This window comes from Streptomyces sp. CRN 30 (assembly GCF_034105845.1).
In genome coordinates, this window is the sequence record NZ_JAVRHI010000213.1 from 15,820 (window position 1) to 37,637 (window position 21,818).

General features: G+C 75.1%; 16 protein-coding genes and 1 pseudogene. 4 read left to right on the forward strand and 13 right to left on the reverse strand.

The genetic code is table 11. The features are described from left to right. The first annotated feature begins 119 nt into the window (after positions 1-119). Positions 120-1,325 (forward strand): macrolide-inactivating glycosyltransferase, encoded by a 1,206-nt coding sequence (gene mgt / locus UW392_RS22700; protein WP_320776920.1) that lies wholly within the window; start codon positions 120-122, stop codon positions 1,323-1,325. 83 nt (positions 1,326-1,408) lie between these two features. Here the strand turns inward: mgt and UW392_RS22705 are convergent, their stop codons facing one another. Next, positions 1,409-3,682, reverse strand: a complete 2,274-nt coding sequence (locus UW392_RS22705) for an MMPL family transporter (RefSeq protein WP_320776921.1) — start codon at positions 3,680-3,682, stop codon at positions 1,409-1,411. A gap of 358 nt (positions 3,683-4,040) precedes the next feature. Here UW392_RS22705 and UW392_RS22710 point away from each other — a divergent pair, with 358 nt between their 5' ends. The 3 genes from UW392_RS22710 to UW392_RS22720 all read left to right on the forward strand — a co-directional run bounded on the left by UW392_RS22710 (position 4,041) and on the right by UW392_RS22720 (position 6,483). Next, entirely contained in the window at positions 4,041-4,589 is a 549-nt protein-coding gene (locus UW392_RS22710) for a DUF1697 domain-containing protein (RefSeq protein WP_320776922.1), read from the forward strand. A gap of 104 nt (positions 4,590-4,693) precedes the next feature. Beyond that, the gene (locus UW392_RS22715; protein ID WP_320776923.1) at positions 4,694-6,163 is read left to right on the forward strand and encodes a hypothetical protein; all 1,470 of its coding nucleotides are present in this window, start codon (positions 4,694-4,696) and stop codon (positions 6,161-6,163) included. Further along, positions 6,160-6,483 (forward strand): hypothetical protein, encoded by a 324-nt coding sequence (locus tag UW392_RS22720; RefSeq protein WP_320776924.1) that lies wholly within the window; start codon positions 6,160-6,162, stop codon positions 6,481-6,483. The genes UW392_RS22715 and UW392_RS22720 overlap by 4 nt, the downstream gene beginning before the upstream one ends. 21 nt (positions 6,484-6,504) lie before the next feature. On the opposite strand, the gene UW392_RS22725 is transcribed toward UW392_RS22720, so the two are convergent. The 12 genes and pseudogenes from UW392_RS22725 to UW392_RS22780 form a co-directional block, all read right to left on the reverse strand. Then, positions 6,505-7,842, reverse strand: a complete 1,338-nt coding sequence (locus tag UW392_RS22725; protein WP_320776925.1) for a protein kinase domain-containing protein — start codon at positions 7,840-7,842, stop codon at positions 6,505-6,507. After that, a complete protein-coding gene (locus tag UW392_RS22730; RefSeq protein ID WP_320776926.1) occupies positions 7,839-8,729 on the reverse strand; it encodes a protein phosphatase 2C domain-containing protein in 891 nt (296 codons plus the stop codon). The genes UW392_RS22725 and UW392_RS22730 overlap by 4 nt, the downstream gene beginning before the upstream one ends. Further along, the gene (locus tag UW392_RS22735; RefSeq protein WP_320776935.1) at positions 8,723-9,385 is read right to left on the reverse strand and encodes a tellurium resistance protein; all 663 of its coding nucleotides are present in this window, start codon (positions 9,383-9,385) and stop codon (positions 8,723-8,725) included. Before UW392_RS22735 ends, UW392_RS22730 begins: the two co-directional genes overlap by 7 nt. 180 nt (positions 9,386-9,565) lie before the next feature. Continuing rightward, a complete protein-coding gene (locus tag UW392_RS22740) occupies positions 9,566-11,188 on the reverse strand; it encodes a TRAFAC clade GTPase domain-containing protein (RefSeq protein WP_320776927.1) in 1,623 nt (540 codons plus the stop codon). Next, positions 11,185-14,043 (reverse strand): GTPase-associated protein 1-related protein, encoded by a 2,859-nt coding sequence (locus tag UW392_RS22745; protein ID WP_320776928.1) that lies wholly within the window; start codon positions 14,041-14,043, stop codon positions 11,185-11,187. The genes UW392_RS22740 and UW392_RS22745 overlap by 4 nt, the downstream gene beginning before the upstream one ends. Further along, complete coding sequence (locus tag UW392_RS22750; RefSeq protein WP_320776929.1) at positions 14,040-15,281, reverse strand: TRAFAC clade GTPase domain-containing protein; 1,242 nt, start codon at positions 15,279-15,281, stop codon at positions 14,040-14,042. The genes UW392_RS22745 and UW392_RS22750 overlap by 4 nt, the downstream gene beginning before the upstream one ends. Before the next feature lie 3 nt (positions 15,282-15,284). Further along, positions 15,285-17,480 carry a hypothetical protein gene (locus tag UW392_RS22755; protein ID WP_320776930.1) on the reverse strand — a complete coding sequence of 732 codons (2,196 nt, stop codon included), beginning with the start codon at positions 17,478-17,480 and terminating at the stop codon, positions 15,285-15,287. A gap of 431 nt (positions 17,481-17,911) precedes the next feature. Then, positions 17,912-18,649: a sirohydrochlorin chelatase gene (locus tag UW392_RS22760; protein WP_320776931.1), complete on the reverse strand. Its 738-nt coding sequence runs from the start codon at positions 18,647-18,649 to the stop codon at positions 17,912-17,914. Between the two features lie 8 nt (positions 18,650-18,657). Then, entirely contained in the window at positions 18,658-19,560 is a 903-nt protein-coding gene (locus tag UW392_RS22765) for an ABC transporter permease (RefSeq protein ID WP_320776932.1), read from the reverse strand. Continuing rightward, positions 19,547-20,344: an ABC transporter ATP-binding protein gene (locus UW392_RS22770; protein ID WP_320776933.1), complete on the reverse strand. Its 798-nt coding sequence runs from the start codon at positions 20,342-20,344 to the stop codon at positions 19,547-19,549. Before UW392_RS22770 ends, UW392_RS22765 begins: the two co-directional genes overlap by 14 nt. Before the next feature lie 2 nt (positions 20,345-20,346). Beyond that, positions 20,347-21,681: a sulfate adenylyltransferase subunit 1 gene (locus UW392_RS22775; RefSeq protein ID WP_320776934.1), complete on the reverse strand. Its 1,335-nt coding sequence runs from the start codon at positions 21,679-21,681 to the stop codon at positions 20,347-20,349. Between the two features lie 2 nt (positions 21,682-21,683). Then, positions 21,684-21,818 (reverse strand): annotated as a pseudogene (locus UW392_RS22780) (sulfate adenylyltransferase small subunit); the annotation flags it as partial.

The following is a 21,818-nucleotide window of genomic DNA, read 5'->3' on the forward strand; positions in this document are numbered from 1 at the left end:
TCGAGTGGTCGAGTGGTCGGGTGCGGGGCGTCCGTGGCTGGTCGCGCAGTTCCCCGCGTCCCTTTCGGGGAGCGGTAAATCAGGTGCACGAGACGTATCGTCTTGTCTACGCTCTCCGTATGACCAGTCGCTCCCACATCGCCATGTTCTCCGTCGCCGCGCACGGCCACGTGAACCCCAGCCTGGAGGTGATCCGGGAGCTCGTGGCCAGGGGGCACCGGGTGACGTACGCGATCCCGCCGCTGTTCGCGGAGAAGGTCGCCGAGACGGGCGCCGAACCCAAGCTCTGGAACAGCACCCTGCCCGGCCCCGACGCCCCACCGGAGGCGTGGGGGACCACGCTGCTGGACAACGTCGAACCGTTCCTCGCCGACGCGATCCAGGCGCTCCCGCAGCTCATCGAGGCGTACGAGGGCGACGAGCCGGACCTCGTGCTGCACGACATCACCTCCTACCCGGCCCGGGTCCTCGCCCACCGCTGGGGCGTGCCCGCGATCTCGCTCTCCCCGAACCTCGTCGCCTGGGAGGGCTACGAGCAGGAGGTCGGCGAACCGGCGTGGGAGGAACCGCTGAAGACCGAGCGGGGACAGGCGTACTACGCCCGGTTCCACGCCTGGCTGGAGGAGAACGGGATCACCCGGCACCCGGACCCGTTCGTCGGGCGCCCCGACCGCTCCCTCGTCCTGATCCCGAAGGCGCTCCAGCCCAACGCCGACCGGGTCGACGAGCGCGCGCACACGTTCGTCGGAGCCTGCCAGGGCGACCGCACCGCCGAGGGCGGCTGGGAGCGCCCCGCCGGCGCCGAGCGGGTCGTGCTCGTCTCGCTGGGCTCGGCCTACACCAAGCAGCCGGCCTTCTACCGGGAGTGCGTCAAGGCCTTCGGCGACCTGCCGGGCTGGCACGTCGTCCTCCAGGTCGGACAGCACGTCGACGCCGCCGAACTGGGCGAGCTGCCCGACAGCGTGGAGGTGCGCTCCTGGGTCCCGCAGCTCGCGGTCCTCAGGCAGGCCGACCTCTTCGTCACGCACGCGGGCGCCGGCGGCAGCCAGGAGGGGCTCGCCACGGCCACCCCGATGATCGCCGTACCGCAGGCCGTGGACCAGTTCGGGAACGCGGACATGCTCCGGTCGCTCGGGGTCGCCCGGCGCCTGGACACGGAGGAGGCGACCGCCGAGGCGCTCCGCACGGCGGCCCTCGCCCTCCTCGACGACCCGGAGGTGGCCCGCCGCCTGACGGCGATCCGGGAGGAGATGGCCGCCGAAGGCGGCACGCGCCGCGCGGCCGACCTGATCGAGGCGGAACTCGCGGCGGCGCGGACGGCGTGAGGCAAGTGAGGTAAGTGAGGTAAGGGCAGGGGCCCGCCGGCCGCGACGGCCGGCGGGCCCCTGCCCTTACCCGGGAGGCGGTCTCAGACCCCGACCCGCTCCCCCTCGTCGTCCCGCGCCGACCGCGTCACCGCGTCGGGCGCCTCGTCGTGGGTGAGGTCGGGCAGCCGGTGCAGCCACTTCGGCAGGTACCAGTTGCGCTCGCCCAGCAGCGCCATCACCGCGGGCAGCAGCACACCCCGGATGACCGTCGCGTCGATCAGCACGGCCGCCGCCAGACCGACGCCCATCTGCTTCATGGACTGCATGGACAGCGTCCCGAAGATCGCGAAGACCGCCACCATGATGACGGCCGCGCTGGTGACGGTGGACGCCGTGGTCACCACCCCGTGCCGGACGGCGTCCTTCGTCGTCCGGCCGCGCAGCCGCGCCTCCCGGATCCGGGAGACCACGAAGACGTGGTAGTCCATGGACAGGCCGAACAGGATCACGAAGAGGAACAGCGGCAGCCAGGTGACGATCGCGCCGACGCCCTCCGCGCCGACCAGCGACGCGCCCCAGCCGTGCTGGAAGACGGCGACGAGGATGCCGTACGCCGCGCCCACCGACAGCAGGTTCAGCACGATCGAGGTGAGCGCCACGGTCAGCGACCGGAACGACAGCAGCATCAGCAGGAACGCGAAGGCCACCACGAAGACGAAGACCGGCAGCACCGAGCCGACGAGCTGGTCGTTGAAGTCCTTCGACCCGGCGACCTCCCCGGTGACCGGCGCCTCGACGCCGTCGACCGCGCCGAGCGTGGCCGGCCGCACCTCGTCCCGCAGCTTGTCCAGGCTCGCGCCGGCCTTGTCCAGGTCGGAGCCGCCGACCAGCGGTACGTAGACCACCGCGATGTTCCGCGCGTCGTGCAGCTTGATGTCGACGGGGCCGCGCGAGGCACCGGAGGAGACCGCCCGCTCCCGGAAGCCGGCGAGCGCGGCCCGCACCTCGGGCGCGTCGATGTCGTCGGCCCGCACCACCACCTCGGCCGGTTCGGATCCGCCCGGGAACGCCTCGTTGACCCGGTTGTACGTCTGCACGATCGGCAGGGAGTCGCCGAACTCCTGGTCCAGCGTGAGGTTCTGCGTCTTCATGCCGAGCGCGGGCGCCGCGACGGCCAGCAGCGCGCCGGTCGCCACGACCACCGACAGCACGGGCCGGGCGAGTACGCGGTCCAGCACGGCGCCCCAGAAGCGGCTCTCACCGCTGCCGTTGCGCCTGTTGCCGTTCCTGCCGCTGCCGTTCCTCCGGCGCCGCAGGAACGGCAGCCGGCCCTTCTCCACCCGCTCGCCCAGCAGCGACAGCAGCGCCGGCAGCACGGTCACGGACCCGACCATGGCGACCGCGACCACCATCAGCGACGCCAGCCCCATCGCCTCGAACTCGGAGATGCCGGTGAACAGCATGCCCGCCATCGCCACGCACACCGTGACGCCGGAGACGACGATCGCCCGGCCGCTGGTGGCCGCGGCGATCCGCAGCGCCGTCCGCGGGTCCCGCCCCGCGTCCCGCTCCTCGCGCTCGCGGCGCAGGTAGAACAGGCAGTAGTCGACGCCGACGGCCAGACCCACCAGCAGCATCACGGAGTTGGCGGTGTCGCTCATCGGCTGGAGGTGGCTGACGAGCCCCATCAGACCCATCGTCGCCACGATCGCGGTGACCGCGAGCGCCACCGGCACCAGCGCCGCGACCAGCGCGCCGAACGCGACCAGCAGGATGCCGAGCGCCACCGGTACCGCCGAGAACTCGGCCTTCTGGAAGTCGTCGCCGAACGCGTCGTCGAACGTCTTCATCATGCTGGCGGAGCCGATCTCCTCGACCCGCAGCGACGCGTGGTCCCGCTGGACGCCCTCGACGGCCTTCAGCACCGGTTCGACCCGCTCCCCGGCGGTCTCCGCGTCGCCGCGCAGATCGAACCGGACCAGCGCGCTGCGGCCGTCCTTCGAGACGGTCCCCGTGTCGTACGGGGAGGTCACGTCGGTGACCCGCCCGGTGTCCTCCACCGCGCGGACCACCGCGTCGACGGCGGCGCGGAACTCGGCGTCCGCGGCCGTCACCCCGCCGCCCCTCGCCTGCACCAGTACGGTCTCGCCCGCCGGCTCCTCGATGCCGGCGTCCTCGATGATCCGGGCGGCGGTGTGCGTCTCGCCGCTCAGTTGGTCGCTGTCCTTGACGTCGACCCGGCCCGCCGCCGAGCCGAGCACCGTCGCCAGGACCACGAACAGCACCCAGATGCCGACGGCGGCCCATCGGTGCCGGGCGCTCCAGCCCCCGGCCCGCGCGGCCAGGCCCCGCACCTGTGTCTCTCGGTCACCCATGACGGGTCCGCCCCCTCGTGAGCGGCGCCGGCCCCCTGCCGTCGCCTCTACGCTTTACGAAGGTAGGGGCGGGGCCGGACCGTCTCGTCGTGCTCCCAGGTGAAGCGGCGGGGGCCGGGCTCATCCTCCGGCGCCGGTCGCCTCACCGCCGAGGAGGACGAAGGGCCCTTACATCTACCGCCGTGTCTCGGGGGCGGTGATCAGGGCTGTCGGATAGGTCACAAGCGCGTGTAGTGGTTGAAAGCCGTGCCCGCATCGGCGAGAGTTTCGCGCATCCGCCGACGCGGACCACGGCCGTCGCGCCCACCCCCACGGGGCACGACGGCCGTTCGGCTGTCGCGGCGTCTACTGTGAGGACATGACGACGACGTACGCGGCACTGCTGCGCGGGATCAACGTGGGCGGGAAGAAGAAGGTCCCGATGGCCGAACTCCGCGCGCTCCTGGAAAGCCTCGGACACGGCGCCGTACGCACCCATCTGCAGAGCGGACAGGCCGTGTTCACCTCCGGACACGGCGACGAGGAGTCCCTGGCCGCCGAGGTGACCGGCGCGGTCGAGCGGCGCTTCGGGTTCGCCGTCGACGTCATCGTGCGCGACCACGCCTACCTGCGGTCCGTCGTCGACGCCTGCCCGTTCCCGGCGGCGGAGCTGGAACCCCGGCAACTGCACGTCACCTACTTCTCCGCGCCCGTAGACGAGGAGCGCTTCGCCGGTGTCGACCGGTCCGCGCACCTGCCCGAGGAGTTCCGCCTCGGCGACCGCGCCCTGTACCTCTACGCGCCCGACGGCCTCGGCCGTTCCAAGCTCGCCGAACAGCTCGCCAGGCCACGCGTGAACAAGGGTGTCGTCGCCACCACCCGCAACTGGAACACCGTCACCAAGCTGGTGGAGCTGACCGCGCCCTGACCGAGTGCCGCAACTCACGGACAACGGCACGCGATTGTCCCTAGGGTGGGCCCAGCGGCACGGGGGAAGGGCAGGTCGGCGTGGGGGGCAAAGGACTGCCGGCGTTGCCGCAGTACCGCAAGGACGGGGTCACCCGACGGCTGTGCGCCTCGGTCCACCTCGACGAGGAGTTCGCCCGCTGGGCCGACCGGGAACTCACCGGCGACCGGCTGACCTCGCCCGGCCTCACCCTGGGCGTCGACTTCGTCGCCCTCGCCCGGCACGCGCGGGCCGCCGTACTGCGCAGGGACACCCTCGACCGGCACCTCGGCCTGCTCGCCGCCGCCCTGACGGCCGCCGTCGCCGCCGCCCTCTGGGGCCTGACCGGCGGGCACGGCTCCATCGTCCGCGCCGCGGCCGTCGCGTTCCTCGTCGCCCTCGCGGGCGCCTGGTACCTCGTGCTGCGCGCCGAGTCCGAGGCCCGCGCCGCGGCCCGCGAGGTCTTCCTCGACCCCGACAGGGCCGCGAGCCTCGCCGCACCCGTCGAACCCGACACGGAGCGGTGGCTGCGCGGACACGCCTTCCGCCGCGCCAACGTCCTGCCCTACGCCGACGCCGCGGCCCTCACCACCCCCTTCGTCGGCAGCGGCACCAAGATCAAGGAAACCGTCTGGCAGCCGATCGACGTCGGCAAGCCCGCCCAGGCGCCCGGCGGCGGCCCGCTGCCCCTGCGCCCCTTCGACGCCGTCGACCTGCACTCCTACGTCGCCAAGGAGATGGAGAGGATCTCCGGACTCGACGGACTCCGGGTCAAGAACCGCCTCTACGTCCTCGGCAGCAACGCCCACCTCCTGGACGACCTGGTGCCCGACCGCACCGCCCCGCCGCACCCCACCATCCCCCAGCGGTACGTCAAGGCCGGCGCCGTCCGCACCGGCGCGGGCATGCGCACCCACCTCTGCCTGGAACGCGTCGGCGAGGGCGGCCGGCTCATCGTCTCCCTCTACCTCCGGGCGATCCTGCACCCGCCGAGCCTCACCTGGGAGGTCGCCGCCTACGCCATCCCGCCCCTCGGCGCCCGCTTCCACCGCGTCGACCGGCTGCCGGTGGCCCCCTTCGAGCACCGCTGGAGTCTCGTCTCGCACGCCACCTCCCGCTTCTGGCCCGAACTGCGCGGCGCCTGGGGGCGCGCCCGCGCGCGCCGGCGGCGGAGCCGCGAGAGCGCCCGGACCATGGCACGGCTGCGCCGGGAGATCACCGACCGGCACCTCCTCGTCGACCACGGCGCCACCACCAGCCTGCGCGCCGAGGTCGGGGAGTGGGACCAGGCCGGCTACGCGGAGCGCATCGACGCGCAGGACTTCCTCTTCCGCCTCCAGCAGGGCGTCCTGGTCGCCACCGAGCGCTTCCTGACCGACCACAACGTCGACACCGGCTCCTTCGACAAGGCGCGGCAGGTCATCAGCAGCCAGACCTACAACATCTCCGGCGACATCACCGGACCGGCCAACTTCGGCAACCACGGCCAGATCAACGCGGCCGGGCAGCAGGGCCCCGGCCCCGCCGGGCCCGGCCAGGGAGGACCCACACCATGAGCACCTTCAACTTCCACGGCGACATCAAGGGACCGTCGAACTTCGGCGACCACGGCCGCATCGAGATCCACCACGGCGCCGACCCGGCCGCCGCCCTGGAACTGGCCGGCCGGCTCGTCGACCGGCTCCGCGACGAGCGGCCCGCCCTCGCCCCGCAGGCCGAGGCCGTCCGGGGCGAACTGGTCCGCGCCGGGGAGGAGGGCCGGCCCGCCGACAGCGGCCGCGTCCGGGCCGCGCTGGAGACCATCGGCGTCGGCGTCGCGGCCGGCAGCGGCAGCCTCGCCCTCGTCCAGGAGATCACCCGGGTCCTCGGCCTCTGAGCCGCACCGGCCGTCCGGGACCTACTCGGCGTGCACCACCGCCCGCACGCCCTCCCCGAGGTCCAGTTCCAGGCCCGCGCGCAGCGGCACCGTCCGGCCCGGCTCGACCTCCTGGAGGCCGCCGTCGGAGCGGGTCGCCGTCCAGGTCCGCGCCGACCGGTTGGCGATCCCGAACCGTCCGGGCTTCGACGGGTGCTCCACCAGTTCCGCGACGAGCGTCCCGTCCGAGCAGTCGTGCCGCTCCGGCTCCGGCACCAGATGGTGCTCCTGCACCCGCGCCGACCGCCCCAGCCGGAGGTGGTGCGTGGCGCGCGGCGGCGGCGTCGTCACCGTCAGCCGCGGCGGCAGCGCCAGCACCGCCCCGCACCCCCAGCACGACCGGGACGGCGGCTTCTCACCCGGCTCCGTCATGTTCTGCCGCCCGCACGCGGCGCACTCCACCACCGAGTCCAGGACCGCCCGCAGCGCGTCCCGCCACTCCGACTCCCGCACCCGCGCCGCCGGGTTGCGCACCCCCTCGGTGAACACCCGCCGGAACAGCTCCCGCAGCCGGTCCGCCGTCGCCGCCCACGTCGCCAGCACGGTGGTGTGCTCCACCGGGTCGGGCGCGTTGGCGTCGTCGGCCGGGTCGAAGACGAACAGCGGGTCACGGCCGTACAGCCGGCGCTCGGCGTTGTCGTCCAGGCAGTGGATGCCCAGCTCCCGCCGCCCCTCGAAGGGGTGGTGGTTCATCAGCAGCATGAACAGCAGCACCGCCAGGGAGTGCAGGTCCGACTGGGTGCCGGGCCGGGCGTCCGGGTCGCCGCGCACCAGCTCCGGCGCCATGAACTTCATCGTGCCGGAGATGCCGCTGACGTCGCCGTCCACCACCGCGTTGTCGTTGTCGCAGATCAGCACCTCGCCGGTGGCGGGGTCGAAGAAGATGTTCCCCCAGGAGATGTCCCGGTAGGCGACGCCCCGCATGTGCAGCGCCTGGTACGACTCGACCGTGTGCAGGCAGGCCCGCAGCAGCGCCCGGGTGTCGGTGCGCAGCTGGCGGCGGAACAGCTCGGGCAGCCCCTTGAACCGCTCCGGGCGCAGACCCATCAGATACCCGAAGGAACCGCGGTACGGTCCGACGTGGGCCTCGGGCCACAGGAAGCGGTCGTCGTGGAAGTCGCGGTGCACCAGTTCCCGGACGATTCCCTCCTGCTCGGGCGTCGCCGACGTCGGGTAGTACCACTTCAGCGCCTTCTCCCCGGTCCACGTGGCGACCCGGTACACCTCGCCCTGCCCGCCGGCGCCCAGCAGGCCGAGGATCTCGACCTCGTCGCCGTTCTCCGTGGCCAGCCGCGTGCCGTTGTCGAGCATGCCGCTCATCTCAGATCCCCGTCTTCCCGTTCCGTTGCCGTGCCGCCCGCCGGGGCGGCGCCCGCCGGGCGCAGTGCCGCCGTCAGGGTCGTGTCGTCCCCGGAGTGCCGCGACGCCTGCGCCAGCCACTCGGGCAGCAGCCCGCCCACCGCCGTGCCGCCGTCCGTCGCCAGCCGCGCGCCGAGGTCCGCGACGAACGCGCCGTAGCCGTCGGCCGACGCGAAGCTCTTCGACAGCCCGTCCGTCGACAGCACCACCAGCCGCGGCAGCCGCGCCTCCTCGAACACCGGCGCCCAGTGCGTGCGCACCGCGCGCCACGCCCGCGGCCCGCACAGCGACTCCGTCTCGTCCCCGAGGTCCTCGACGGCCGGTGCCAGCGGCCGCTCCAGCGTCCCGTCGTGCGCGACCACGGCGAGATCGCCGTCGCCGATCTGCCACGCCGTGAACAGCGCGGGCGTGAGCACCGCGCCGATCAGCGTCGTGCCGTACAGCAGCAGCTTCTCGTCGTCCGACGGCTCCGGCGCGCCCTCGTCGGCGACCGGGCGGTGACGCGCCCAGTGGCCGAGCGCCGTCCGCCGCCACTCCCGTACCAGCGTCCGCGGGAAGTCGTCCCGGGCGTACGCCATCAGCCGCGCGAGGCGCCCCGGCGCGCGGCAGTCGACGGCCGCCCGGCCGAACTCGGCCGCCAGCGCCATGAAGCCGTCCACGGCGAACCGCGCGCCCAGCTCGCTGCGCGCGTACGCGGCCGAGCCGTGCCCGTCCGCCACCGCCAGCAGCAGCGGATCGTCCGCGGCGCCTGAGCCCTTGCGGTCGTACCAGTCCTGGTTGCGCCGCTTCCCGACGCCCCGGACGCTCTCGGCGAGCGTCTCCCACACCGCCACCGGGTGCGTCACCACACGTCGTCGTCATCGTCGTCGTCGAGGACCGGCGGCGCGAACGGCTGCTTGACCGTGGTGTCCGCCGGGCCCGCCATCGGCTGCGACGCGGCCTTCACCGCCGCGGTCGACGCCCAGCGGATGGCCGCGGCGAGCTGCTTGCCGTTGTGCGCCTCCAGCGGCTTGAACTCCGGGTTGCCGATGAACTCCTGGAGCACGTCCCGGTCGGCGTCCTGGCCGATCGCGATGGCGATCCGCACCGCCTTGCGGCCCCACGGCGTCGAGTCGACCGCCGCGAGCCCCGCCCGCCAGTCGTCCGTCGGGACACCGTCCGAGACCAGCGCGAGCACCGGCTTCAGCGCCCGCTCGGGCATCGGCGGGGTCCGCAGCTCCCGGGCGGCCAGGTTCAGCGCCTCGCCCAGGTTGGTCATGCCGTCGACCTCGACGTCCTGCCAGGTGAAGTCGGAGACCGGGACCGGCGCCTGGTGCAGCCACTGCGCGGTGGTGGAGAAGGTGATGGTACGCAGCAGCAGCTGCGCTGCCGGGTTGTCCGCCGCCACCGCCCGCATCTCGGGCAGGGCCTCCCGGATCGCGTAGTTCAGCTTGGCGATCTTCTCGCCCTGCATGGAGTACGAGCAGTCCAGGAGCCAGATGAAGTGGACCGGCCGGTTGGCCATGGGCCCGCCGGGGATGTCACTCACGTCGTTGTCGCCTTTCCGGTAGGGGTGCTTACGGCCCGGGTGCTCACAGCAGCCACCAGGCCAGTGCGGCCAGGGCGGCCGGCGTCAGCACCAGGGAGGTGAGGAACAGGGCCGCCGTCAGCCGCCGGCCGCGTCGGACGGGCGGGGTCACACGGGTCATGCCGCGCCGTACTTCCTCTCGTGTCCGGGGCTCTCGGGTCCGGGGCTCTTGCGTCCGGGGCCGCCCGCCGCGCGGACCCGCAGCCCCGAGGCGGCGAGCAGCCACAGCGCCGGTTCGGCCGCCCGCAGCAGCTCGCTCTCCAACGGGCCCGCGCAGGTGGCCGCGTGCGCGCTGACCATCCAGTAGCGCGCCGCCCGGAAGTCGTGGCCGAGCGCCCGCACCAGCGAGCCGAGACCGATCTCCGTCAGCCACTCGTCGGTCCGCGCGCCGGGCACCGGCAGGGACGACAGCTGGTCGATGACGTCCCGCTTGGTGACGACCGCCGCCACCGACAGCCGGGAGCGCCGCCCGGTCAGCGCCGCCAGCTCCCCGGTCAGCCGCTGGTACGTCTCCCAGGGCCCCTGCGACGACGGACGGGCGTCCGCGACCCGGCGGACGTCGTCGGGGGAGAGCAGGCCGCGCACCTTGGGGTCGGCCAGTACGTCGGCGACGAGGACCACGCCGTCCGCGTGCGCCAGGTAGTGCTGGCCGCGGACCCGCCCGGCGTCGCTGAGGGACTCGCCCATCGGGTCGTACAGGTACAGCAGCCGGCGCCGCCGCCCCCGGCTCACCAGCAGCATCAGCGCGCGCGGCTGGCCGCCGGTCGTGGCGTGCGCCCAGCCGGAGTCCCGGACCTCCCGGGTCAGATCGGTCGCGGTGCGCCGGTCGTCCGCCGAGGCGTACTCCACCGTCAGCCCGCCCTGCCGCGCCCAGGTGCGCAGGCCCTCCGTCATCGCGGTCATCAGCATCGTCTTGCCGGACGAGGTCCCGCCGACCAGCGGCGCGTGCACGACCCGGGTGGTGCCGGCCGCCTCGGGCAGCCACCGGGCGCAGTGCGGACAGTGCGCGGTGAGCCGGCCGCCGCCGGTCAGCCGGGTCGCGGGCAGCCGGTGCCCGCACGCGCAGACGTGCCACAGCGCGCCGTACCGGCCGGGCCGCAGCGACCGGTGCTCGGCCCGGCAGTTCGGACAGGGGTGCAGGGCCAGCGGCACGGGGCGGTAGCAGCCGGGATAGGGGCACTTGACGCGGATGCCGCGCAGCAGCCGCCGGGACCGCTCCACGCCGCGCAGCACCGGCACGGCCGCCGCCCAGCCCAGCCACACCAGCCCCAGCAGTAAGGCGAAGACCGCGAGGACGGCGACGAGCCCGGCGACGGCCAGCACCGCTCCGAGCACCGCGCCGGCGGCGGTCCCCGGCGCGACGAACACCGCGAGGAAGAACCGTGTGAACGGCGCCGCCACCCAGCTCCCGTCCGGGCGGCGCCCGCTGAACAGATGGCGGACGTTGCGGTCCAGCCACGCGCCGGTCAGCTCCCGCCACACCGCCCGCGGACCGCTCGCGGCGGCCGTCGTGGCGTCCACCCACATCTGCCGCCACCAGTAGGCGGCGTACGCGGGCTCCTCCGGCCCGGCCGCCCGGACGCGGCCGTCCCCGTCGCCCGTCCCCCACGGCCCGAGCCGCCGCCACACCGCGCCCACCCCGGTCGCGACCGACTGCCCCACCACCTGGCCCACACAGACCACGGCGGCGACCAGCGCCGTCCAGGCGCCGTACAGCAGACCGAGGTGAGCGGCTGTCACGGACGGCCCTCCTCGACCGGTGGCTCCACGTCCCCGTGCCACAGCGGCGGCCGTTCCGCCCGGCGGCCGCGCGCCGCGAACCGGCCCGCGAGCCGGCCCAGCGTGCCGGGGCGGTTCCAGGCGCGGAACGCGTCCAGCCGGCCGCCGCCCGCCCGGCCCAGCACGTCCTCGATCCGCGCGACGTCCTCGGCGGGCAGCGCGCGGACCACCGGGCGCAGCACCTTCGTCAGCAGCGCGGTGCGCGTCTCGTCCCACGCCGGGTGGGTGCCGGGACAGGCGCTCCAGGCGACGAACGACGCGGCGGCGTACGACGGTGACGTCCGCAGCCGCTCCCGCACCCGGTCCGAACGGCCCGCCCGCTCGTACGCCGCGAGCAGCCGGGGCTCGCCCGACCGGGCCAGCGGGTACAGCTCGCTGTCCGGCGTCGGGCCCTCGATCAGCCGCCGGGCCAGCGTGCGGGCCACCCGCTCGGACACGGTGTCCGGGACCGGCTCACCGGCACCGGTCTCCAGGTCCAGCGCCCGGCCGACCCAGTCCTCGCCCTCGCCGCCCGTGCCCAGCAGACCCGTGAACTCCAGCAGCAGCAGCGCCGCGCGCTGACCGGGCCGCAGTTCGGCGGGGAAACAGCGCAGCAGGTCGGCGGCGAGGACGGGCACGTCGATGTCGTCCGGCGGCGCGGCGAGCGCGGCGCCGACGAGGGCGTCGCGGGTACCGGCCGCGCGGTGGATGTCCGAGCCCAGCTCGTTCAGGAGCAGGCTGGCCTCCTGGCTGGTCGGCAGCGCGTCCGGCCAGACCAGGCCGAGCGCGGTCCGCAGTACGGCGGTGTCGGCGTGCGGCGACACCCCGGCGGCCCGCAGCACCGCGTGGAACCGGCCGAGCCGGTCGTCCGTGTCCCGGGCCCCCGGCGGCGGCGCCAGGACACACATGCGCAGATGCGGGAATCCCGGCTGCGCGCCGACCGGCAGCCGCGACCCCGCGAGCCGCCCCGCGACGGCGGCCGGCCCGGCGGCGGCCAGCGCGTCGAGCGCCCCGAACAGGGCGATCCGCAGCGCGGGGTGGGCTTCGACGGCGTCGAGCAGAGCGGGGGGAACACCGCCCGGGGTACCGGACGGGGTACCGCGCGAGGCGGTGTACGGAGTCCCGTGCGGGGCGGCATGCCCGGAGGCACCGGCGTAGGGGGCGCCGCCGTGCGGGGTGGTGGTGCCGTACGTTCCGGCCCGCGCGCCGCCGTGCGTGGGCCGGCCGGAGCCCGGACCCGCGTACCCCTCGCCGTGCCGGTCGCCGCCGGTGTCCGGGGCGGCGCGCGGATCTCGCCCGGGGGCGGACGTCCCGGCCTCCGCGCTGCCGTACGGGCCGGCCGCCGGGGAGGTGTCCCACCCGGCTGCCGAGCCGCCGCGCCACGTGCCGTGCGGACCGGCGTACGCGCCGCCGTCCGGCCCGTCCGGCCCGGCGGCCGACGGCACCGGCTCGCCCGGTGGCCCGGACGGCGCCGGTGGTCCGGACGGTGCCGCCGTCCCCGGTGGTTCCGTGGACACCAGGACCCGGGACAGCCGTCCCGCCAGTTCCGGCAGCAGGTCCTGGCAGTCGACGTCGAGGAGGTCGGCGGTGCCGAGGAGGGACAGGGGACGTCCGGCGGCCGGCTCGCGCGGATCCGCGACACCGGCGCGCAGCGGCGCGGCGAGCGTACGGGCCAGGTCGTCGCGGACCACCGGGGTCAGGGAACCGGCGCGCAGCGCGGGCACCGGGCCGCCGCCGAGCACCGCCGAGGTCAGGACCCGGCCCGCGAGCGGCGCGGTCACGGCGGTCGGCAGCCGGCCCTCGACCCGTTCGAGGAGGGCGGTCAGCGCGCCCCCGTCGGTGTCCTCGCCGCCCGCGCTCACCGCGCGGACCAGCTCCGTCAGGGTCGCCTCGGGCAGCGACGCCGCCCGCTCCGCGGCCCACCGCGCGGCGGCGGCCCGCGCGTCACCGCGCAGCGCCACCCCGCGCACCAGCGCCGCGACCGCGAGCGGCCCCGGCTCCAGCGTCGCGTCCCGGAACAGGTCAGGACAGCCCGCGGTCCAGATCCGCGCGCACATGTCCGCCCACGCGTCCGCGACCGGCCCGGCGGCCGTCCGCCCCGTGCAGTCGTGCACCCGCAGCCGGTGGCCGGGCGCGCACGGCTCGGAGGACGGCAGCGCGCCGACGATCTGCTGCCGGGCCTGCTGCGGACGCCGCGTGTACGTCGTGAAGGTCAGCCGGTGCGCCACCTCCCGCGGCAGCACCGCGCAGGCCAGCGCGATCCACTGGGCCACGGCCGTGCTGTCCCGCTCGACGACGAGGAGCTGGCAGGCGTCGGGATCACGGGCCAGTTCCCGCAGGTCGGCGAAGAACGGCGCGAGCCGCTCGGCGCGGGACCCGGCGAACGCCACCAGCCCGTCCGTGCGCAGCAGCCCCGACGGTTCGAGCCGGTCCACGGGGGCGGGCCGCCGGTCCCCGGGCGTGGCGTCGGCCCACCGCGGCGACTCCCACGCGGTGATCGGCAGCGCGCCGTCCGGCAGCCGCGCCCCCGGCGGCAGGTACAGGGCGTGCGCGTGGAAGTTCCCCCAGCGCCCGCTGTAGTCGGCGCCCGTGTAGACGGTACGGCTCAACAGCCGTCCTCCGTCGGACAGTTCGTGGAAGCCCAGGGACCGGGGGAACTCGCCGAGCTGCGCGGTGTCGGGCCGGGCCGGCAGGTCGCGCGGCGGCTCGTAGCCGATGAGCTGCTCCGCCTCCCGCAGCAGGCCCTGCGGGACGCCGGGGCTGACCGCCGTGAACCGGAACCCCGAACCGTCGGGTCCGGGCGGCGCGGACGTGTAGTGCAGCTGGGCCAGTGTCACCTGCCCTGCTCCTTCCCGGCCTTGCGTACGTTGAGCAGTCCCCGGCGGCTCAGCAGCCACAGCAGCGGGTCCTCCACCCGTACCGGCTGCGGACCCGACTTCGGGGCGTCCGCGGGAGCGTCGGGAGGGGGCGGCGCGCCCAGCGCCGACAGCCCGAAGAGGGACAGCTCGGCGAAGTCCAGCTCCAGGCGGCGCATCAGCGCGCCCGAGTCCCACTCCGCCATCAGCGACCGCATCTCCTCGTGCACGGCGAGCCGGTCCACGTCGTCGTACCGGCCGTCCCGGTGCGGGGCGTTGGCCAGCAGCGGCGAGTGCGGGTCGAGCAGCGGCCGCAGCATGTCCGTCTTGGTGACGGCGACGGCCATCGGCGTCGCGACCCGGCCGCGCGCCCCGCGCCGCCCGTGCGCCCGCAGCTGCGTGGCGAGGTCGGCGGCGATCTGCTCCGGCGGGGTCTCCACCGCGGGCAGCGGCGGCCCGTCGTGCACCGGCAGCCGGTCCCGCACGGACCCCAGCTGCAACGGGTCGACCAGCATGATGATGCCGTCGGCGGCGCTGAGGTAGCGGGTGTAGCGGTCCATCGCCTCCCGGTCCGCGAGGTCCTCACCGGCCGCGTCGAAGAAGACCAGCGTGGTGTGGCGGGTGCCCGCGCCCGGCCGGCCGCGCCGGGGCAGGCTCAGCCGGTACAGCAGCGGGTCGTTGAAGCCGAGCGCGGCCGGGCGGGTGGCGTCCGGCAGCCGCAGCCGCTCGTAGAGGTCCTCGGCCATCTCCTTGTCGCGCTGCTGGGTGCTCTGCCCCATCGCCGCGAGCGAGGCGTGGTACGCCTGCCCGACGCGCTGGTTCAACTCGTTGACCAGCACGGAGACGTACGTGCTCTTGCCGGACGCCTTCGCGCCGACCAGCGCGATGATGCGGCTGTCCTGGTCGCAGTAGTCGCTCGGCAGGTCGTTGTGGCAGGACCCGCAGACCCGGACGGGCGTGGTGACGCCGCACTTCGGGCACGGCACGTTCCCGGCGGAGCCGCCGAGGACCGTGCCCACCGTGCGGGGCGCGGCGAAGACGGGACCGCGCATCCGGGCGGCGGGCGGCGCGGCCGGACCGGTGAAGCCCGCCCAGACGTCGTCACGCACGGGACCGCAGGGCGCGCCGCCGCGGACGCCGCTGGGCAGCATCTGGCAGCGGTAGGGGAGTCTGGCCGCCGATGCGCGGGTGAAGCAGTAGGGACAGGTGACGGTCGTCATGGCTCAGCGCACCACCAGGGTCGCGGGGGAGGGTTCTTCGAGGCGTACGGCGGCGGCGTGCTCGCCCAGCAGGAAGCCGCGCAGCGTGTACGGAGCGGGGAGGTCCACGGCCGGCAGTTCCCGCTCCACGGTGCCGTCCCGGGTGAGGTCGCTGCCGGTGACGCGCAGCACGGTGGTGCCGTCGCTCGCGTCCCGGGGGCGGAGCGTGCCGCCGCGGACCACGCACACGAACTCGGGCAGGTCCGTGCCGGTGGTGTCCGGGCCCAGCAGCGTGATCCGCAGCACGGCCCGGCGGCCCCGGGCGAAGAGCCGGCGCGGCGCGGGCAGCAGCCGGTAGCCGATGGCGGTGTCCGCGCCGAGCAGCACCTCGGCGGTGGCCGCGGGCAGCACCACGGCGCCGGGCACCTGCGAGGCGACCGAGGCGCGGACGCGGGTCGCGTGCGGGCCGACGGGGAGGCGCAGCCCACCGCGCCGGTAGGCGTGCGCGGTGACGGTCCGCGCACCGCCCGGACCGGTCCCCCCGGCACCCGGCAGGGGCTCCCAGGCGACGGTGACCTGTCCCGTCCCCTCCGGCCAGTCCAGGGTGACGGCGGCTTCCCCGCCGGGGAGGCGGCGCGCGGCCAGCGCGGTGACGGGGCGCAGCGCCTCGACGCCCACGGCGGGTCCGGCCAGGGCCCGTTCGCCGAGGACGGCCACGGCGGCGATCCGCGCGTACCCGCCCCGCCGGGGCCGTACGGTCCCGGGCGCGTCCGGCTCGTCCAGGCGCGGCGGCAGCGCGTCGGCGCGCAGCTCCGTGCCGGGCGGCGGCGCCTCGCCCGGCCACTCCACCAGGCGTACGCGGGCACCGTGCGCGCCGGTCCAGGTGAACCGCACCTCGTCGTCGGCGGGTTCGGCGGTGAGCGAGGCGACCGGCTCCGGCCAGGGGTGGACGGTCCGGGTGAGGAGGCGGCCCGGGGAGGCGACCGGGGCGCCGTCGGGGGACCGGTAGTGGCAGACGACCCGGAACACCTGCTCGCCGACCGGCAGTTCCGTCGCGGTGAACCCGTCCGGCCGGACGTCGAGCCGTCCCTCCGCCGGGCCCGTACGGTCCACCGTCACCCCCGTGGTGCCGGGCGGGCAGGCCCACGAGGCCGTGACCCGGCCCGGCCCGTCGGTCACGACCGGGGCGTCCACCTCGGGGGCGACCAGCAGCGAGTGGGAGACGCGCGGCGCGCCGCCGACCTGCCCGTCGCGCAGCGGCAGCGCGGCGTAGCGGACCGTCGCGCCGGGCGTGACCTCCGCGTCCAGGGCGGTGCCGCCCCTGGCGGGCAGCTCCCGGTGGCCGGTGGCACCCCGCTCGTCGCGGAGCAGGCACAGCAGCCGCCAGCCGTCGGCGCCCTCGGCGTCCCACTCCAGCGCCACGTGGCCCGGGGCGAGTCCGGTCCGCAGCGGCGCGGGGCCGTCCGGCGCGGGGCGGTGGGCGCGGACCAGTCCGTGCAGCGCCCGCCGGTCGTCCGCGGCCTCGCGCAGCGCGCGCAGGTACTGCTCCGTCGCGGCGTCGGTGTCCCCCTCGCGCACCGCCCGGCGGGCCGTCTCCAGCGCGGTGTCCAGGGCGGTCAGCCGCTCCGTCAGCTCCGTGCGCAGGGTCCGCAGGGCGGGGTCGTCGCCGTAGGGCAGGCGGTTGAGCAGGGAACGCACCCGGTGCAGCCGGCGGCCGTCCCAGGCGTCGGCGAGCGCTTCGGCGGCGGCGCGCTGCTCGCGGTCGAGGACCGGGCGCTGCTCGGCGGCGACCAGCAGCGCGCCGATCTCGTCGGGGTGCACGCCCAGTTCGGCGAGGGTCCCGCGGCGCTGGACCGGCGGCCGTTCCTGCACCAGGCCGATGACCTGGTAGAGCACGATACGGCGCAGGGCCTGCCCGTCACGCCGGTGCGCCTCGGCCAGCCGCCGCGCGAGGGCCGCCGCGGGGCCGGCGCCACCGGCGAGCGCGTCCAGCAGCGGGCCGTCCACCCGGCGCGTGCCGCGCGGTCCCGACGGCACCCGGAGCCCGTCCAGGACGCGGAGTCCGCCCTCGGAGGGCAGGAGGATCTCGCCCGCGTGCCGGGCGCCGGCCGCGCGCTGGGCGGCGACCAGCTCGGCGTACCCGGCGACGAACGGGCTGAGCGGCAGCCCCGACAGCGCACCGGGCAGCCCCAGATGATGCCCGAACCCCCGACCTGCCACGTGTGCCGCGCCCCCCACTTGTGCTCCGAGACACCATCCCAGCAGATCGAAGACCGGGGAGGGAAGGGTTTCCCCGAAACCCCGCACAGCCCCGAAGTCCCCCTGCGAGGGCCTGTCTTCAGCCCTTCCGTCCGAGCGCCGCGCCGGCCCCCGGGCGGGCACCGCGCTCCTCGCTCCGGTCGGGGCGCCGCGCCGGGCCCTCGGGGGCAGGCGCGCGGCACGGTCCCCTGCGCGCGGGCCCGTACACGGCCTCCCGGACGGGCACCGCACTCGGCCCTTCGGGGCAGGAACCCCGTCGCACCCCTGCACGCGCTCCCGCCCGCCCGGCCCTGGCCGGCTTCCCCGGAGCCACCCTCGGCTCCCGGGCGGCTCCCTCGGGGGCAGGGGCCCCGTCGGTCACCCGTGCGCGGAGACCCCCGCCCCCGGAACGCTCACGCTCCCAGTGCCATACGTACCGGCACCCGTGCCGCCTCGTACCGGTGGACCAGGAGGCGGGCCACCTCCGGGGCCGGGCCCAGGACGTCCGCCAGGACGTCCGCCCCGGTGGCGCCGTGGGCGATGCGGTCGGGGAGCCGGCCCGGGGCCAGGACGTACGGGGCGACGGCCACCCGCGCGCAGCCGAGGTCCCGCAGCTCACGGACCGCCTCCTCGGTGCGCGGCAGGGATGCGGAGGCGAACGCAGGCCGCACGGCGCACCAACCGGTGTGCCGCCACTCCCGCGCGATTCCTGCGATCACTGCGATCGCCTCCGGGTCGGTGGACCCCGCCGAGGCCAGCACGACCCCGGTCGAGGACTTGTCGGCGGGGGTGAGCCCCGCCTCGTACAGCCGTCGTTCCAGCGCCGTGAGCAGCAGGGGGGAGGGGCCGAGCACCTCCGCCTGCCTGATCCGCAGCCGGGGCGGCGCGTCCGCGAGGACCGCCGGGATGTCGGCCTTGGCGTGGAAGGCGCGGGTCAGCAGCAGCGGCAGGGCCACGACGTCCCGGACGCCCTCCGTCGCCAGGGACTCCAGGACACCCGGGACCGACGGCACGTTGAAGTCCAGGAACCCGGTCTCCACCCGGACGTCGGGACGCAGCGCCCGCACCCGGCGGACCAGGGCGTGCACGGTCGCGGCGTGCCGCGGATCGCGGCTGCCGTGGGCGATGACGAGGAGGACCGGGGTGGACATGGCGACGCTCAGCTCCTCACCAGCAGACCGCGGCTGCGCAGCACCCACCGCTCCAGCGGACTGAAGATCAGCAGGTCGATGGCGATGCCCACGGTCAGGATCAGCAGGATGGCCTCGAACACCATGGCCATGTCGCTGGCGTTGCGGCCGTTCTCCAGCAACTGCCCGAGCCCGACCCCGAGATCGGGATACGACGCGATGATCTCCGCGGCCATCAGCGAGCGCCACGAGAACGCCCAGCCCTGCTTCAGCCCCGCGACGTAGCCGGGCAGCGCGGCCGGCAGCGTGATGTGCCAGGTGCCCTTCAACCCGGTCGCGCCCAGCGTGCGCCCGGCCCGCAGGTACAGCGGCGGCACCTGGTCCACGCCGGAGACCAGCCCGTTGGCGATGGACGGCACCGCGCCGAGCAGGATCACCGCGTACATCATCGAGTTGTTCAGGCCCAGCCAGATCACGGCCGGCGGCACCCACGCCACCGACGGCAGCGACTGGAGCCCGGAGAGGATCGGCCCGATCGCCGCCCGCACGAACCGCACCCGCGCCACCAGCAGCCCCAGCGGCGTGCCGATGAGCAGCGCCAGCAGGAAACCGGACAGGCCGCGCGAGACGCTGGTCCAGATGTAGTCGAGCAGGGTGCCCTGCAGCCAGGCGTCCCGGAGGACGTTCCACACGTCGAGGGGTGCCGGCAGCTTCGTCGGGTCGTCGACGATGCCGAACGAGATCAGCGCCTGCCACACCGCGAGGACCAGCAGCACGGCGACGACCGGCGGCAGTACCTTGCGCAGCAGGGTCTGCCGGACCGGCGTACGGTGCCGCGGTCCGCTCTCCAGCGCGTCGAGGCCCGCCTCCAGACCGGCGAGGTCACCCGTGTCCCCGGTCCGGGCCGGTGCGGCGGTGTCAGTGCTGGCCATGGCGACGGATCTCTCCCCGCAGCTCTTCGGTGATCTCCAGGGACAGTTCCGCCACGGCGGCGTCCTCGATGCGGCGCGGGTGCGGCAGGTCCACCGTCCACTCGCGGGCGACCCGCCCGGGACGGGAGGAGAGCAGCACGACCCGCTCGGCGAGCCGCACGGCCTCGCGGACGTTGTGCGTGACGAACAGGACGGACAGCTTCGTCTCCCGCCAGATGCGAGTCAGTTCGTCGTGGAGCACGTCCCGGGTGATGGCGTCCAGCGCCGCGAACGGCTCGTCCATCAGCAGCAGCCGGCTCTCCTGGGCGAGCGCGCGGGCCATCGCGACCCGCTGCCGCATACCGCCGGACAGCTCGTGCACCCGCTTGCCGTACGCGCCCTTCAGCCGGACCAGTTCGAGGAGTTCCTCGGCCCGGCCGCGCCGCTCGGACTTCGGCACGCCCCGCAGTTTCAGGGCGAGTTCGATGTTCTTCCCGGCGGTCAGCCAGGGGAACAGCGCGTGCTCCTGGAACATCAGCGCCGGGCGCCCGTCCGTGTCGATCGTCCCGGCACTGGGCCGGTCCAGCCCCGCCACCAGGTTCAGCAGCGTCGACTTGCCGCAGCCCGAGGCGCCGAGCAGGGTGACGAACTCGCCGGGGGCGACGTCCAGGCTGACGTCGTCGAGGACGAGCTGCGCTCCGGCCGGCCCGGTGAACGACTTCGAGACATGCTCGATCCGGGCGGCCGTCCGGGCGCCGTCGGCCGTCCCGGTGCCGTCGGCCGCCCCGGCAAGGGTCGTGGCCATGGTCAGAAGTCCCACCCGTCGTCTTCGGTCTCGTCCTTGACCGGCTCCGGCGAGGCGAAGGACTCACCGACCATGCCGGCGGTGAGCGTGGTGCCGTCGCCCGGGTCGATCAGGATGAACGAGCCGGTGCGCCGCGAGTCCGCGTAGGAGTCGGCGGGCAGCGGCTCGGCCGTCCGGATCTTCACCCGGCCGATGTCGTTGGCGACGAGCTGTCCCGGGTGCGGGTGCAGGGACAGGTCGTCGAGCGTGAGCCGCGCCGGGATGTCCTTGACGATCGCCTTCACCGTGCGGGTGCCGTGTTTGAGCAGCACCCGGTGGCCGACGGCCAGCGGCTGGTCGGCGACGTGGCAGACGGTGGCCTCGACGTCCTGGGTGGTGGCCGGCGCGTCCTGGGTGGGGACTATCAGGTCGCCGCGCGAGACGTCGATGTCGTCGGCCAGCAGCAGCGTCACCGACTGCGGCGTCCAGGCCACGTCGGCCGGTTCGCCGAGCACGTCGATGCCGGAGACCGTGGTGGTACGGCCCGAGGGGAGCACGGTCACCGGGTCGCCGATCCGGAACGAACCGGCGGCGATCTGGCCCGCGTACCCCCGGTAGTCGGGGTGCTCGGCGGTCTGCGGCCGGATCACGTACTGCACGGGCAGCCGGGCGTGGCAGTGCGCCAGGTCGTGGCTGACCGGCACGGTCTCCAGGTGCTCCAGGACGGTCGGGCCGCCGTACCAGTCCATGTGCGCCGAGGGTTCGACGACGTTGTCGCCGACGAGCGCGGATATGGGGATCGCGGTGACCTCGGGGACGCCCAGCTCGGTCGCGTACGCCGTGAACTCCTCGGCGATCCGCGCGAAGACCGTCTCGTCGTAGTCGGTGAGGTCCATCTTGTTGACGGCGAGGACGACGTGCGGGACGCGCAGGAGGGCGGCGATGGCGGCGTGCCGGCGGGTCTGCTCGACGACGCCGTTGCGGGCGTCGACGAGGACGACGGTCAGTTCGGCGGTGGAGGCGCCGGTGACCATGTTGCGGGTGTACTGCACGTGGCCGGGGGTGTCGGCGAGGATGAAGCGGCGCCGGGGCGTGGCGAAGTAGCGGTAGGCCACGTCGATGGTGATGCCCTGCTCGCGCTCGGCCCGCAGGCCGTCGGTGAGCAGCGCCAGGTCCGGCGCGTCCTGGCCCCGGCTGGCGGAGGCCCGCTCCACGGCCTCCAGCTGGTCGGTGAGGACCGACTTGGAGTCGTGCAGCAGACGCCCGACGAGCGTGGACTTGCCGTCGTCGACCGAACCGGCGGTGGCGAACCGCAGCAGCGTGGTCTCGGAGAGGAGTTCGGTCGTGGTGCTGGTCATGTCTAGAAGTACCCCTCGCGCTTGCGGTCTTCCATCGCGGCCTCGGACATCTTGTCGTCGGCGCGGGTGGCGCCGCGTTCGGTGAGCCGGGAGGCGGCGATCTCGGCGATGACCTTGTCGATGGTGTCGGCGTCGGA